14 protein-coding genes are annotated in these 14,283 nt (G+C 46.5%); 8 read left to right on the plus strand and 6 right to left on the minus strand.

All coding sequences use genetic code 11. The annotated features are described in order from the left end of the window. Positions 1 to 198: 198 nt before the first annotated feature. Entirely contained in the window at positions 199 to 1,941 is a 1,743-nt protein-coding gene (locus EZE20_RS11305) for a PQQ-dependent sugar dehydrogenase (protein ID WP_132117604.1), read from the plus strand. 26 nt (positions 1,942 to 1,967) lie between these two features. On the opposite strand, the gene mtgA is transcribed toward EZE20_RS11305, so the two are convergent. Then, the gene (mtgA, locus tag EZE20_RS11310) at positions 1,968 to 2,654 is read right to left on the minus strand and encodes a monofunctional biosynthetic peptidoglycan transglycosylase (protein WP_132117606.1); all 687 of its coding nucleotides are present in this window, start codon (positions 2,652 to 2,654) and stop codon (positions 1,968 to 1,970) included. A 122-nt stretch (positions 2,655 to 2,776) separates the two neighbouring features. Between mtgA and EZE20_RS11315 the strand changes: the two genes are divergently transcribed. Then, positions 2,777 to 4,063, plus strand: a complete 1,287-nt coding sequence (locus tag EZE20_RS11315; RefSeq protein ID WP_132117608.1) for a DUF2851 family protein — start codon at positions 2,777 to 2,779, stop codon at positions 4,061 to 4,063. On the opposite strand, the gene EZE20_RS11320 is transcribed toward EZE20_RS11315, so the two are convergent. Beyond that, positions 4,060 to 4,263, minus strand: coding sequence for a hypothetical protein (locus EZE20_RS11320; RefSeq protein ID WP_132117610.1), 204 nt, complete (start codon positions 4,261 to 4,263; stop codon positions 4,060 to 4,062). The two genes, EZE20_RS11315 and EZE20_RS11320, sit on opposite strands and share 4 nt — an antisense overlap. Positions 4,264 to 4,285: 22 nt before the next feature. Further along, a complete protein-coding gene (locus EZE20_RS11325; RefSeq protein WP_132117612.1) occupies positions 4,286 to 5,719 on the minus strand; it encodes a CCA tRNA nucleotidyltransferase in 1,434 nt (477 codons plus the stop codon). Positions 5,720 to 5,835: 116 nt separating this feature from the next. Between EZE20_RS11325 and EZE20_RS11330 the strand changes: the two genes are divergently transcribed. Then, entirely contained in the window at positions 5,836 to 7,242 is a 1,407-nt protein-coding gene (locus EZE20_RS11330) for a glycoside hydrolase family 140 protein (protein ID WP_199879890.1), read from the plus strand. Positions 7,243 to 7,245: 3 nt separating this feature from the next. Here EZE20_RS11330 and EZE20_RS11335 read toward each other — a convergent pair whose 3' ends face one another. Then, the gene (locus tag EZE20_RS11335; RefSeq protein WP_132117614.1) at positions 7,246 to 8,016 is read right to left on the minus strand and encodes an AMP nucleosidase; all 771 of its coding nucleotides are present in this window, start codon (positions 8,014 to 8,016) and stop codon (positions 7,246 to 7,248) included. Between the two features lie 45 nt (positions 8,017 to 8,061). Here EZE20_RS11335 and EZE20_RS11340 point away from each other — a divergent pair, with 45 nt between their 5' ends. Then, on the plus strand, positions 8,062 to 8,505 hold the full coding sequence (locus EZE20_RS11340; RefSeq protein WP_132117616.1) for a type I restriction enzyme HsdR N-terminal domain-containing protein: 444 nt from the start codon (positions 8,062 to 8,064) through the stop codon (positions 8,503 to 8,505). A gap of 68 nt (positions 8,506 to 8,573) precedes the next feature. Here the strand turns inward: EZE20_RS11340 and EZE20_RS11345 are convergent, their stop codons facing one another. Together EZE20_RS11345 and EZE20_RS11350 are read right to left on the minus strand one after the other, a co-directional pair. After that, on the minus strand, positions 8,574 to 9,188 hold the full coding sequence (locus tag EZE20_RS11345; protein WP_132117618.1) for a YceI family protein: 615 nt from the start codon (positions 9,186 to 9,188) through the stop codon (positions 8,574 to 8,576). Between the two features lie 77 nt (positions 9,189 to 9,265). Next, complete coding sequence (locus EZE20_RS11350) at positions 9,266 to 9,721, minus strand: MarR family winged helix-turn-helix transcriptional regulator (protein ID WP_132117620.1); 456 nt, start codon at positions 9,719 to 9,721, stop codon at positions 9,266 to 9,268. A 223-nt stretch (positions 9,722 to 9,944) separates the two neighbouring features. Here EZE20_RS11350 and EZE20_RS11355 point away from each other — a divergent pair, with 223 nt between their 5' ends. The 4 genes from EZE20_RS11355 to EZE20_RS11370 all read left to right on the plus strand — a co-directional run bounded on the left by EZE20_RS11355 (position 9,945) and on the right by EZE20_RS11370 (position 14,281). Then, positions 9,945 to 10,523 (plus strand): Maf family protein, encoded by a 579-nt coding sequence (locus tag EZE20_RS11355; protein WP_132117622.1) that lies wholly within the window; start codon positions 9,945 to 9,947, stop codon positions 10,521 to 10,523. A 28-nt stretch (positions 10,524 to 10,551) separates the two neighbouring features. After that, entirely contained in the window at positions 10,552 to 12,057 is a 1,506-nt protein-coding gene (locus EZE20_RS11360; RefSeq protein ID WP_132117624.1) for an alpha-amylase family glycosyl hydrolase, read from the plus strand. A gap of 166 nt (positions 12,058 to 12,223) precedes the next feature. Further along, entirely contained in the window at positions 12,224 to 13,900 is a 1,677-nt protein-coding gene (locus tag EZE20_RS11365) for a tyrosine-type recombinase/integrase (RefSeq protein WP_228713697.1), read from the plus strand. Positions 13,901 to 13,933: 33 nt separating this feature from the next. Further along, complete coding sequence (locus tag EZE20_RS11370; protein ID WP_132117626.1) at positions 13,934 to 14,281, plus strand: single-stranded DNA-binding protein; 348 nt, start codon at positions 13,934 to 13,936, stop codon at positions 14,279 to 14,281. The last annotated feature ends 2 nt before the right edge of the window (positions 14,282 to 14,283 follow it).

A 14,283-nucleotide genomic window follows, 5' to 3' on the forward strand; every position in this document is an offset into this window, starting at 1 on the left:
AAACATTTATTCAAGCTCAGGCTACCGCAGCCTGAGCTTTTTTTGTCTTTTATGTAAAGAATCTTTCCCCAAAGCCCGAACGTGTTTCAGCGTACAGGGTCAAAAGATCAAGACTTCGTCCTTTCTTCGGATAGAGTAAAATTCATGTATTTTCGATTTTTAAATTATAAATAATAAGTTACTTAATTAACACTCTGAATGAAACAACTTCGGTACGTTTCGCTGCCTGTACTTGCACTATTACTTGGTTTAATCAACTGTACCCGGACGCAGCCCGGCAGTACCGCCGCCACCGGACACTCTACTCAACCCGCACCGGGACATGGCAAAGAACTTTTCACCACGCATTGCGTTTCCTGCCATTCGTTAACCGATGATGGAATAGGTCCGCGGTTGGGTGGAATTACGAAATTAAAATCGGAACAGGCTTTGCTTGATTTTATCAAAAATCCGGCAAAAGCTATTGAATCTGGGGATTTGCGGGCTGTGAGTCAATTTCAGAAATACAAGCTAATGATGCCTCCTTTTGACTATTTGGACGATGCTTCGCTACGATCAATTGTGGCTTACATCGACAAGGAATCTACGGAACGAAACCTTACGCCGCTTGTAGTTGAGACGAAGGATGTAGCCAAAAATGCCGCCCCTGAAAGGCTTATTGCGCCTGTCCAAAAAAGTAATTTGAAAATAGAACTGGAAGATTTCGTAACATTTCCGGCTACAAGCCCAACACCGCCCAAAACCCGAATTGCTACCATGCGTTCGCATCCTTCGGCCAACGGCTCCCTTTTTGTGAGTGACCAACGCGGCATTATTTACCGCATCAATCAGCAGCAGATTCATACATTTCTGGATATTCGGCCTTTACTGGAAAATTATACCAACGTGCCCGGGTTGGGCACGGGGTTGGGGAGTTTTGCTTTTCACCCGGATTTTTTGGAAAATGGCCTGATGTATATTACGCATACTGAAAAGTTTGCCGGAAAACCCGCCGACTACGAGTTTCCCGATTCCATTAAAGTTGCCCTGCAATGGGTGTTGTCCGAATGGAAAATGAATTCAATTCAGGATACCGTGTTTCAGGGCGAGCGTCGGGAATTGCTTCGCATCAACGTGCCGGGCTCTGTACACGGAACGCAGGACATTGGTTTTACACCCAATATTCCTAAAAATGATCCTGACTATGGCATGCTGTACATTGGAACCGGAGACGGCGGCTCCACGATTGGCAAGCATCCCGAATTGACACACACTCTTCGTTCGCTGTTAGGAACTATTATCCGAATTGATCCCCGAGGAAACAATTCCCGCAATGGGAACTATGGAATTCCTGCCGATAATCCTTTTGTAAACAATTCAGAACCGGGCGTTTATAAGGAAATTTGGGCATACGGTTTCCGGAATCCTCATCGCCTGGCGTGGCATCAGCACAAGGGCGAACGAATCCTGCTCAGTGCCGAAGTAGGTGAAGTGAATGTTGAAGAAATTAACCATATCGTAAAAGGTGGGGACTATGGCTGGAATCAGCGGGAAGGTTCTTTTGGAATTTCAACCAAAAATCTGAAACAGATATTCCCCGTAGAAGACGCTCCAAATGAGCATTTTATTAAACCATTTGCTCAGTATGACCATATCGATGGCAACGCCGTCAGCGGCGGGTACGTATACGAAGGTGCGTTGAAGGAGCTACAAGATCTCTATATTTTCGGGGATATTGTCAGAGGGCGTTTGTTTTATCTTTCGCTCGAAAACGGACTTACTGACCCTGTGATTCGTGAATTATTTATTACACAAAATGGTCAATTAACCGATCTGGTAAAAATGACCAATACGAAACGGGTAGACTTGCGGATTGTGTACGATGAGAAGAAAAAAGAAATGTTTATCATGACCAAAAGCGACGGCAAACTCCGGCGCATCAGCAAAGCGTATCGAGAGTAATCACATCAAGCTCTACTTATAGTTTCTCACAAACCTGCTACATATTTTTGCCCGCCTAATGCCCGCATTTGGCGGGTAATTTTTGTGGTTCGACCTACGACATAGGACGAAGGATTTTTGATTGAAAAACGAATGGGATTGGGCAAAACAGCCGCAATCCGCGCTGCTTCGTGCCGGGTCAAACTTGCCGCCGATTTGCCATAAAAACGCTGAGCAGCAGATTCTACGCCAAAGGTCATTTTGCCAGTTTCAGCTACGTTCAGATACACCTCTAATATCCGCTCTTTGCCCCAAATTATTTCAATCAGCACCGTAAAGTACGCTTCCAAAGCCTTGCGAATGTAGCTTCTTCCGTGCCACAAAAATACGTTCTTGGCGACCTGCTGCGAAATCGTACTTGCTCCGCGGGTACGTTTCCGGCTCTCGGTCAGCGCGTCGTACATTTGATCAAAGTCAAATCCCCAATGCGTAGGAAACGCCTGATCCTCAGAGGCTACTACGGCCAAAGCGGCTTCCTTGGAAATGGATTCGTAGTTTTTCCATTGATGATAAATCTTCGTTTTTTCACCTTCACGGGCTGCTTCCATTTTCCGGCCAATCATGTGTGGAGTGATCCAAACCGGAACGAATTTCAGGAGGACTACCCAAAGCACCGAGACGAGTAGAAAGTAAAGCGTAAGTTTTATTAGAAAACCCAAAATGAGCCGAATCATAGACAGTTAAAAGTAGGTCGTGTAAGAATAAAATTGTCAGCAAAGTTCGTAAAGAAAAATGGGAGAATTTTAGGTTTTTGTTTATACTTGTAGCAATTCCTCAACACTTTTCCTCCTCGGGTATGAACGAAGATTTTTTAAGTTTTGTGTGGCGATTTCAGTATTTCGACACCACAGATTTACAAACACAAGGCGGAGAATCGCTGCAAATTCTCCGAACCGGCTATTTGAATACGGACGCCGGACCCGATTTTTCGGAAGCGCGCCTACTGCTCAATGGCATTGAATGGGCCGGATGCGTCGAGCTGCACGTCAAATCTTCCGATTGGGCTGCCCACAAACACCCTACTGATCCTGCCTACGAAAGCGTGATTTTGCATGTAGTTTGGGAAGACGATTTGCCCATAACTCATCAGGATCGAACGCTTGTGCCGACGCTCGTTTTAAACAAAAGAGTCGGTGAGTCCATTTTCTCCCGCTACCATGAGCTGATGGATCAAACCGATGATATTCCCTGTGCGAGTCTTTTTGACCAGGTCTCTTCGCTGCAAAAACTTACGATGCTTGACCGCGTTCTGCTCGAACGCCTCGATGCCCGGGCTCAGCAAGTACGCACGCTGTGGGAAGCCAACCAACGCGATTGGGACGAAACAGCTTACCAATGGCTGGCGCGGCACTACGGTTTCAGGCTCAATGCACCGGCTTTTCAACGATTAGCCGAACTTATTCCGTTAAGAATCATTCAGAAACACCGGAGTTCTTTGCTACAAATCGAGGCACTTTTGTTTGGCGTAGCCGGACTTTTACCCGAAATTCCGCAGGATGACTATGAACGAACCTTGATCCAGGAATATCGTTTTTTGGCCGCTAAATATGATCTTTTGGATAAGCAAATGGCAACTCACGAATGGAAATTCCTGCGACTGCGTCCTGCCGGTTTTCCAACGGTTCGTTTGGCGCAGTTGGCCCTTTTTCTCCAAAATCAGCCCCGGATTTTCAGCGTGTTGACCAACCCGGAAAGCCTGACCGTACTGCGAAATAATTTCAGGGTATCGCAGTCAGACTACTGGAAAAAACATTACCGGTTTGGCAAAACCTCAGCCGTGGCTGTTCCTTCGCTGGGAGCCGATGCGGCTGATTTATTGGTTATCAACGGCGCCATTCCGCTGTTGGTTGCTCATGCCCGCCACCTGGGTCAGGAGTCGCTGCTAGACCGCGCGATTGAATGGCTGGAACAGTGCCCGGCTGAAAAGAATCATTTGATCACAGAATGGGAAAAGTTGGGCATGTCAGCCAAAACTGCTTTTGATACACAAGCACTTATGGAATGGCACAAAAACTATTGCAGCCCCAAACGCTGTCTTGAATGTACCGTTGGCGCGGCCCTTCTCAAACCCTCGGCATCCTAAGTACGGCTGATCAGATTAACTCCCGAAAGCAAAAAGACAGTACCGACCAAAAACGGTACAAGCGATTCCCATTTGGTTACGGACAAACCCAAAACCGGTTTGTTGTCTGATAAAAACGCAACGCAGGCAAAAAGAATAACGATAATGCCCAAAATGGTTAGTAATGAGGCAAAAAAGCGTTTAAATCGAGTATTGTCCATAAATTTATAAAGAGTGAATGGTTTATTTTTCTTTGGGAAAAGTGACGGGCGAGAGGCCAAGTTTGCTGCCCTCCTCGACCATAAAGGCAAAGGCCGGCTCGTATTCGTTCGGAATAATGCCTTCCAGAATAGCCTCCCGAATGGTTTCTTTAAGTACACCGATAACTTTGGAAGGAGTCAGGGCAAAAGTTTCCATGATGATTTCGCCGGTAATAACGGGCTGAAAATTACGTAATTTATCCTTTTCTTCCAGCTCGATCAACTTCTTCTCAACAAGGTCAAAGTTGCTCAGGTAGCGTTTTACTTTTTCAGGATTCTTGGAGGTGATATCGGCCCGGCAAAGCTTCATGAGCGATTCCAGATCGTCACCCGCCTCAAACAGCAAGCGTCGCATGGCCGAATCGGTAATTTCTTCTTTGGAAAGTACGATAGGCCGCAAGTGGAGCCGAACGAGTTTCTTAACGAAGCGCATTTTTTCGTTCAGCGGAAGTTTTAACCGACGAAAAATTCCGGGCACCATGCGCGCGCCAAGTTCCTCATGATTATGAAAAGTCCAGCCTGCCCGCTTATCAAAACGTTTGGTAGCAGGCTTGGCGATGTCGTGCAGAATAGCCGCCCACCGCAGCCATAAATCATCGGTATGAGGCGCAAGGTTGTCGAGCACTTGCAGCGTATGATAAAAATTATCCTTGTGTCCCCGACCTTCAATAATTTCTACACCGTGTAGCGCCATCAATTCCGGAAAAATATAGGGCAAGAGACCGGCCTGATAAAGCAACTTAAAGCCATACGACGGCACCGATGATAAAACGATCTTGTTCAGTTCATCTGAAATACGCTCCATCGAAACAATCTCAATCCGGTCTTTCATGGCCATAATGGCATCAAACGTATCCGGCTCAATGTCGAAATTGAGCTGAGAAGCAAACCGAATGGCCCGCATCATGCGCAAAGGATCGTCTGAAAACGTCAGGGAAGGTTCGAGCGGGGTACGGAGCATTTTCATACGCAAGTCGCGCACTCCGCCGAAGGGGTCGATGAGTTCGCCATAATCCTCATCATTCAGGCTGATGCCCAGAGCGTTGATAGTAAAATCGCGACGGTTCTGATCGTCTTCCAGCGTACCATCTTCCACAATCGGCTTGCGAGACTCTGAGCGGTAAGATTCCTTGCGGGCACCCACAAATTCAACTTCCAGATCGCCCTGTTTTAGCTGTGCCGTACCGAAGTTTTTGAAAACAGACACATGTACATCCGGTCCCAAATCCAGCGCCAGGCGATTTGCCAGAGCAATACCACTTCCTACACACACAATATCAATATCCTTGCTGTTCCTTTTGAGCAGCAAATCTCTCACAAACCCACCAATGACGTACGCCTTTACCTGCTCATCCCGTGCCGCCTGCGCAATACGTTCAAAAAGGGGAAAGGCATCTAATTTATCCTTCAAATTCATGCCGCAAAGGTACAATTTTGGTACGTGAATTTTGAAAGATTTCAAAAATACGGTCGTTGTACTTGCTGTACAAAGGGCTTCTTTGTTACTTCGTCGGTTTAATCAACGAGATTCTCATGAGAAAAACAGGTTTTTGTTTTTTTATTTTCCTCCTTCCGGTAATCCTTTCCGCCCAAAATCGTGGCCCGGCTTCGGGGCAGCCGTCGTGGCAAAAACTGTATATCATCAAAGATAAACGCTTCATTTCACAGGGAGCCGATAAGGTTTTTTTCTGGATGGGCGATACCGCCTGGGAACTTTTCCATCGACTCACGCGGGAAGAAGTGGAATATTATCTCAAAAATCGGGCAGAGAAAGGGTTCAATGTAATTCATGCATCTGCAATTGCCGAGTTTAGCGGACTGACGCAACCCAACGCCTACGGACAACTTCCCCTGATCAATAACGACCCGGCTCAGCCCAACGAAGAGTATTTTAAACACCTTGACTTTGTACTGGATCGAGCTGCGCATTACAACATGTTCATAGCCTTGCTGCCAACATGGGGCGATAAATTCAATAAAAAATGGGGAGAAGGACCCGAGATATTTACGCCCGAAAATGCCCGCCGATACGGCGAGTTTCTGGGCAAGCGCTATCAGGCAAAAAATGTAATCTGGATGCTGGGCGGCGACCGAAATCCGGAAAATGAACAACAGTACCTCGTCGTGCGAGCCATGGCCGAAGGACTGACAGCCGGGCACGGAGGCGCACGACTCACGACCTATTACCCCACGGGCGACAGCAATTCGTCGGCTTTTTTTCATCAGGATTCCTGGCAAAACATCAACATGTTTCAGTCTGGACAGGAATCTCGTGATAAAAAGAATTATGTCATGATGCGGCAAAACCACTACCTATTTCCGGTAAAACCCAGTCTTGACGGTGGGCCACGGTATGAAGACGGCCCCGTTAACTGGAAACCGTCCATCGGCTATTTTACTGATTTTGACGCCCGACAAGCTGCGTGGTGGTCGGTAATGTCGGGAGCTTGTGGCCATACCTACGGCTCGCACAATGTGTGGCAATTCTTTGATCCTGACCGCAATCCGCCGATTTCTTATGCACGCACGCACTGGAAACGGGCGCTTGATTTGCCGGGCGCTTTTCAGATGGGTTATCTGCGCAAACTGATGGATTCGCACCCGTGGTGGCGGCTCATGCCTGAACAACGGGCCATAAAAAACGCCAATCCCGAAGATCAGGGGTACCAAATGGCAAGCCTTTCGGAAGATATGAATTTTCTGTTTGCCTACACGCCCGCCGGTCGCCCGCTTCGCATTGACCTTTCCATGCTCACAGCCGCGCCGCGCCTTGTGGCCTACTGGTACAACCCACGCGACGGGATGAGCATTCGCATTGGCGAGGTAAAAAATGAAGGCGTTGTGGAGTTCAAGCCGTATGCGAGCGGGCCGGGCACAGATTGGGTGTTGGTTTTGGACGATGTTACCAAACCATGGGCAGGTTTTGGGCTAAAAAAATAAACACTATTCGTAGCGTAAATGCTTCACCGAGGCACCTGAATTTGCCAGTTCAGTAAGTGCATCAATCCCAATGGCGAGGTGTTTTTCGACAAACTGCGAGGTAACTTTCTTATCGCTCTCTTCTGTTTTGACTCCTTCCGGAATCATCGGATTGTCGGATACCAACAGCAGCGCTCCGTGAGGAATGGAATTGGCAAAACCCACAATAAAAATAGTGGCCGTTTCCATGTCGATAGCCATCGCCCGAATTTCCCGTAAATAATCCTTGAATTTTTCGTCGTGCTCCCAAATCCGGCGGTTGGTGGTGTAAACCGTGCCCGTCCAATAGTCCATTTCGTGGCGCGCAATGCTCGACGAAACCGTCCGTTGCAAACGGAAAGATGGCAAGGCCGGAATCTCCGAAGGCATGTAGTCATTGCTTGTTCCTTCGCCCCGAATAGCCGCAATGGGCAGTACCAAATCGCCAATCTGTGTCTTTTTGAGTCCACCGCATTTACCCAAAAACAAAACGGCTTTGGGCTCGATTGCCGACAGCAAGTCCATGACCGTAGCCGCCATTGCGCTTCCCATGCCAAAGTTTATAATCGTAATATTGTTGGCAGTAGCCGTTTGCATGGCCCGGCCAATGCCTTTTACTTCTACGCCAAACTGTTCGCCAAACATCGTGACGTAGTTGATAAAATTGGTCAATAAAATATACTCGCCAAATTCTTCTGTGGGGGTTCCGGTATATCTTGGGAGCCAGTTTTTTACAATTTCCTCTTTGGTTGTCATGCGTTAATTCGTAATTTAGTTGATAAAGTTCAGCGTTTTTTTCTCATGCACGTGTTAAATCTCCCCCCCTTTGACCACAAAGTTATTGACCGAAACGGGAAACCCCATATTTACGACCTGATTCGTAAAAAATACATCATGCTCACGCCCGAAGAATGGGTTCGGCAGCATTTCATTCATTTGCTGATTAATCAGTACAACTACCCAAAATCCCTTTTCGCCGTCGAAACCGGCCTTTACTACAACAAACTGGCCAAAAGATCAGACATTATGATCTTAAATACCAACGGATTACCACATCTTCTGGTCGAATGCAAATCGCCGGATGTGGCTATTTCGCAGCTTACATTTGCCCAGATTGCCCGCTATAATTTTACGCTTCGTCCCGCTTTTCTGGCTATTTCCAACGGGCTTACGCACTATTGTTTTTCCGTGCAACATGGAGAAATAGAATACCTGAATGATTTCCCGGCTTTTGAAAGATTCTGAAACACAAAAAACGTCCGCTTGCTGTATGCAAACGGACGCTGAAATTTAGATAGAATCAGGTTTACCAATTACTTTTTGGCTACAAGATTCACCTCAATCGTAAAATCATCGTACACCAACTTGTCGCCAAGTGTTGCTTCATCAAAGAATGACTTTGAACGAAACTTCATGTCATATTTTGCACGATCCACCACCATTGTGCCTTTTACGCTAGCCCCGTCTTTGGAAGGTGAAACGGTCACGGGAAACGAAATGGGCTTGGTAATTCCTTTAATCGTCAGGTTGCCGGCCACATCAATCGTTCCGTTTGCTTTTGGAGTTGCTTTGGTCAATACAAAAGTAGCCGTAGGGTGCTTTTCAACCGAGAAAAAATCATCTGATTTCAAGTGGCCCAGCAGCTTTCCATTGTATTCTTTATCGGTAATATCCTGAACCACAATGCTGTTCATATCAGCAACAAACGAACCTGCGGTTAATTTCGCTCCATCCAGGGAGAAAGAACCTTCTTTCAAAGTAATTACTCCAAAGTGCTCGCCAGTAACTTTTTTTCCGTTCCATTTCAGTTCACTTTTGGATGCATCTACTTTATAGGTAGTTGCTTTTTTTCCATCTTCTGCCATTGTTACACTTGCCGTCAAAAGGATGGCAGCCAGCATTCCTGCAAATTGTTTTCCGAGTTTCATAAATAAAAGATTGATTTGTAAGTAGTTTGGTAATTGAATTGTAAAAAAATTTGTGTGTATACTATGGATTAATCTTGTCAGGCTGACTCCCGGATTCTGTCCAGCAACAGACTCATTTCGTCCGCTTGTTCAGGAGTGATTGCGTGCATTGTTTTTTCCCAATCGTCAATAATCGGATCGAGGATTTTGAGTAATTCCTGACCTTTGTCGGTGATCAGAATATCTACCGCCCGGCGGTCGGCAGAGCACGAATTTCGTTCCAATAATTCTTTGGCTAAAAGCTTATCAACCAATCGCGACGTATTGGACGTTTTGTCAAGCATGCGTTCCGAAATGGCATTCACCTTGATGGGCTCAGGAAAATGTCCCCGCAAAATCCGCAAAACGTTATATTGCTGAGGCGTCAGATCATACTGACGGAGCAAGTCCAGCTGCTGATACATCATCCAATTACTGGTGTAAATCAAATTCAAAGCGAGCCGCTGATACGCTGACCTGAATTTTTTTTGCTTAATATCGTTTTCTATGGACATACCTCATAAATTTCTCTCTACAAAATTAATGTATTTACATTTAATGTACAAACATATATTTTTTGGCTTTTGTTCACTTACTCCAAACGCAAATGATAATTATTTAGCTAACAACGACTTATCGTTAAGTTCTGTTACAAATATTCAACGCCTGAACCTTTCCTTCATTCTAATTTTGAGCACATAATTCACTTTTACCTTATTTCCCAAGCATCAAACTTGCATGAATATATCGCTTACCCGCCCGCTGATTTTAGCATCAAACTCTCCCCGCCGCCGACAGTTACTGTCCGACATCGGCTGTACATTTACGGTTGACGTCCGACCCACGGATGAGCATTTTCCCTCAAACATGATGCCAACCGACGTGCCCGGTTACCTGGCTCAGGAGAAAGCGCGCCAATTTGTCCACGATTCATCCAACGCGCTCATTCTCTGTGCCGATACGATTGTGGTGATCAATTCTCAAATCCTGAACAAACCCGCCAATGAAGCCGAAGCCCTCGACATGCTCCGCAGCCTTTCGGGTCAGGTGCATCAGGTCATTACGGCGGTTTGCCTGCTTTCAGATGGGGTGTACACCACGCGCACCGATTCAGCATCGGTTTATTTCCGAACGCTGTCCGAGGCCGAAATGCTGGCGTACATTCGCACGCAACGCCCGTTCGACAAAGCCGGAGGGTACGGCATTCAGGAGTGGATTGGCATGGTGGGGATTGAGCGCATTGAAGGCTCGTATTACACCATTATGGGCCTGCCCACGCACCTTGTGTATGAACTCCTGATGCCCTATTTTGCCTGAGTATTTTGTGTAAAACCCCTCGAAATCCATGTTTGTTACCCCTGATGCAGCACCCACACCACGGGTCTGCTACGAAATATTTATCCGTTCCTTCTGCGACTCCAACGGCGACGGCATTGGCGACCTGAACGGCATCACGTCCCGCCTCGACTACCTGCATGAGCTTGGGATTGAGGCGATTTGGCTGACGCCCTTTCATCCGTCGGGGAGTTACCACAAGTATGATGTAAACAACTACTACGAAATTGACCCGGAATATGGCACGCTGCACGATTTTCGGCGGCTGATGCACGCAGTACACGCCCGGGGAATGAAGCTGTACATGGACCTTGTGATCAATCACACGAGCATTCATCATCCGTGGTTTCAGGAAGCCCGCAAAGGGGCGGACAACCCGTACCGTAACTACTATTGGTGGATGCTTCCCGAACGAATTGAGGCGTTGGGCGTAGAAAAACGGGAAGAAACCGCCGATGCGCACGTTATTTTTCCCTGGCACGACAACCCCGGCGATCCCGAAAAGTACTACGCGATGTTCTGGAATGGCATGCCCGACCTCAACTACGACTCAACAGAACTAAGAAAGGAAGTCTATGACATCGCCCGCTTCTGGCTGTCCGACATGCAGGTAGACGGCTTTCGGCTCGATGCCGCGCGGCACATCTATCCGCCATGGCTGCGGAGCAAAAACATTGAATTCTGGCAGGAATTCGGGCAGGTGGTGGAGCGAATCCGCCCGGATGCGTACACCGTGGGCGAAGTGTGGGCGAAGGCCGCCGAAGTGGCGCCCTACTTCAAAGGCCTGAAAGCAAACTTCCACTTTGACCTTTGCTTTGCACTTCAAAAAATGATTCAAAGCGGGAAACAGGAAAACTTTGTGGAATCGCTGCGGCAGGACTATGCGATTTTTGGCAGTGAAAATCCCGACTTCATTGACGCCACGATGCTCAGCAACCACGATCAGGTACGCATTGGCAGCCTCGCCGGAGGCTCGATTGACAAAATGAAATTGGCCGCCGCGCTGCTGCTCACCCTGCCCGGACAACCCTATATTTACTACGGCGAAGAAATTGGCATGCTGGGACAAAAACCCGATGAGCGGATTCGGGAGCCGTTTGTATGGACCGAGCACCGCCACGACCCGCAGCGGGCCCTGTGGATCAAACCCCGCTACTCACGCCGGGGTACGGTTCGTCCGTTAGCCGTGCAGCAGGCCGATCCTGCTTCGCTCTACAACCACTACAAACGACTGATTGCCCTCCGCAAAACACTCCCCGCCCTCGGGCAGGTACACCGCCCCAACCTGCAAGCGGCTGATACAAAAGACAAAGAACTCGTCGCCTTCATCCGCTCCCACCCTACCGAACCCGTGTTCGTGGTTCATAATCTATCCAAAAAGGTAAAACAATTGACCCTCAGCCCTAAGGAACAAGCTTTTACACAAATACTTTTCCAAACTTTTGATGCTACACATGTACAGCCGGGAAAGTTGACGCTGCCGGGATTTGGGAGTGTGGTGCTGGGGATGGGGTGATGCGTGAGAGGTAAAGGGAGTTAATAGTTCTGGATTTGAATCAAAGCAGGGTTATGACACTTTACCACGACATTAGAGATTCGCTACTTTATGAGCCCAATCAAGTCTAAATCTTACTTTTTATTGCGGTTATACATCCAATCTGAAATATAACTTCATAAATCCCATGAAGATTAGCAGAATTACACACCGGGAACAGCAACGAATTAAAATCGATTTCCCATTTAACCATCATATTTCAGGACTTATCCGGCAGATTGCGGATGCGCAATGGAGCAAATCCCACCGTGCCTGGCATATTCCCGACACCGCAGAAGCACTATTAAAGCTTAAAACGCTTTTCCCCGAAATTACCTTTGCTGAACTGGAAACAACTGAGGCTGCCCCGCAACCTAGTGCGGAGGCATCAACTCCCAAAACTCAACAACCCCAACAAACTCAACAACCCCAACCGATAACGCCTACTACATCCCAAGGGAACGAAGGGAAACGAACCTCGATTCATGTTGAGGTGATCGGAAGAAAGATTATTCTCCGAATGCCTAAAAATGAAGCAGATGTGAAGTTTATCATCACCCTGAGATTTAGTAAATGGGATAAGCAAAACTACTGTTGGATTATCCCGCATTATCCGGGCAATTTAGAAATGATCCAAAATTATTTCGGAAAAAGACTAACCCAAGTAACTGTACATGAGCTGCTTGAAGTAAAGAACAAGGAACATAACTACACCATCCAAAAAAATGAAGTACTGGTGTTTCAAACAAAAGCCAAACGCCTGAAACTGATCTTTGGCTACATCCCCGAACTTTCAAAAGCTATAAAGAAAATTCCGTTTCATACCTGGGACTCCAAAAATAAATGGTGGAGTGTCCCTTACTCAGAACAATTCTTGCAAGAAATAAAACGTAAAATTGAGGAGTTGAAACTAACACTAAGGTATGAAATCGAACCTGACCCGGACAATCGGGTGATGCGGGTCACTCCCTATGACATCCCGAATTACAGAAACTGCCCCGATGAATACCGGATGAAATTGATTGAGCTACGGTATAGTAAAAACACCATCAAACTCTATACGGGACTGTTTGAGGAATTTATCAATTACTATCCAACCTTTGACATACACACAATTGATGAAACTCAGATTATCCAATTTCTTCGCTTCCTCGTAACCGAGAGAAAGATTTCTACCACCTATCAAAACCAATCCATAAACGCCATAAAGTTCTACTACGAAAGAGTATTGGGCGGACAGCGCAAATTCTATTTCATTGACCGCCCCAAAAAAGAAAAAACGCTGCCTTCTGTGTTGAGCACAGAGGAAGTACTTGCTACACTTAAAGTTACAACCAATGTAAAACATAGGGCAATTTTGATGACCATATACTCGGCGGGATTACGGATAAGCGAGGCGGTCAATCTGAAAATTAAAGACATAGACTCCCATCGTATGCAGATTAGAGTCCAACAATCCAAAGGGAAAAAGGATAGATACACCCTATTATCACACAAAACATTAACAATCTTACGCACCTATTTTCAGGAATATAAGCCCAAAGAATGGCTCTTTGAAGGCCAACAAGCCGGAGAACCATATACCGCACGAAGCATACAGGCGATATTTGGAGCAGCAGTACAAAAAGCAGGTATCACCAAAAAAGTAAGCGTACATACCCTAAGGCATAGTTTTGCCACACATTTGCTGGAAAACGGTACCGATTTACGCTACATCCAAAGTTTATTGGGTCACGAGAATTCAAAAACTACGGAAATCTATACTCACATCACTACCAAGGGTTTTGACCAAATAAAAAGCCCGTTAGACACTTTGGATATTTAAACAAAACTCACTAAATAGACTAATAAAATAACTATGCGAGGGTTAAATAAAGTTACACTTATTGGCAATTTAGGGAAGGACGTAGAGCACCAAACCCTGGAAGGAAACATTACGGTGGCTAAGTTTTCCTTGGCTACATCAGAAAGCTACAAAGACGAAAAAGGGCAACTGCATACCTCGACCGAGTGGCACAACATCGTATTATGGCGTGGCTTAGCCGACCTTGCCATAAAATATTTAGCGAAAGGCAGTACTATATATTTGGAAGGAAAACTAAAAACTCGTTCATATCAAGATAAAATGGGAGGAAGACGGTACGTAACCGAGATCATCGGCGAAAGCCTGATCTTGCTTGACAAGCCGGAACAGATGAAACTATAATG

Origin of the sequence: Arundinibacter roseus (assembly GCF_004348825.1) — a bacterium.
Taxonomy (GTDB): Bacteria; Bacteroidota; Bacteroidia; order Cytophagales; family Spirosomataceae; genus Arundinibacter; species Arundinibacter roseus.

Excerpts from the sequence above, each read along its gene's own strand:
- EZE20_RS11340 (WP_132117616.1), top strand. The coding sequence starts at position 8,062 with ATGCACGTGTTAAATCTCCCCCCCTTTGACCACAAAGTTATTGACCGA.
- EZE20_RS11355 (WP_132117622.1), top strand. The coding sequence starts at position 9,945 with ATGAATATATCGCTTACCCGCCCGCTGATTTTAGCATCAAACTCTCCC.
- EZE20_RS11320 (WP_132117610.1), bottom strand. The coding sequence starts at position 4,263 with ATGGACAATACTCGATTTAAACGCTTTTTTGCCTCATTACTAACCATT.
- EZE20_RS11360 (WP_132117624.1), top strand. The coding sequence starts at position 10,552 with ATGTTTGTTACCCCTGATGCAGCACCCACACCACGGGTCTGCTACGAA.
- EZE20_RS11365 (WP_228713697.1), top strand. The coding sequence starts at position 12,224 with ATGAAGATTAGCAGAATTACACACCGGGAACAGCAACGAATTAAAATC.
- EZE20_RS11325 (WP_132117612.1), bottom strand. The coding sequence starts at position 5,719 with ATGAATTTGAAGGATAAATTAGATGCCTTTCCCCTTTTTGAACGTATT.
- EZE20_RS11315 (WP_132117608.1), top strand. The coding sequence starts at position 2,777 with ATGAACGAAGATTTTTTAAGTTTTGTGTGGCGATTTCAGTATTTCGAC.
- EZE20_RS11370 (WP_132117626.1), top strand. The coding sequence starts at position 13,934 with ATGCGAGGGTTAAATAAAGTTACACTTATTGGCAATTTAGGGAAGGAC.
- EZE20_RS11305 (WP_132117604.1), top strand. The coding sequence starts at position 199 with ATGAAACAACTTCGGTACGTTTCGCTGCCTGTACTTGCACTATTACTT.
- EZE20_RS11350 (WP_132117620.1), bottom strand. The coding sequence starts at position 9,721 with ATGTCCATAGAAAACGATATTAAGCAAAAAAAATTCAGGTCAGCGTAT.
- mtgA (WP_132117606.1), bottom strand. The coding sequence starts at position 2,654 with ATGATTCGGCTCATTTTGGGTTTTCTAATAAAACTTACGCTTTACTTT.
- EZE20_RS11345 (WP_132117618.1), bottom strand. The coding sequence starts at position 9,188 with ATGAAACTCGGAAAACAATTTGCAGGAATGCTGGCTGCCATCCTTTTG.
- EZE20_RS11335 (WP_132117614.1), bottom strand. The coding sequence starts at position 8,016 with ATGACAACCAAAGAGGAAATTGTAAAAAACTGGCTCCCAAGATATACC.
- EZE20_RS11330 (WP_199879890.1), top strand. The coding sequence starts at position 5,836 with ATGAGAAAAACAGGTTTTTGTTTTTTTATTTTCCTCCTTCCGGTAATC.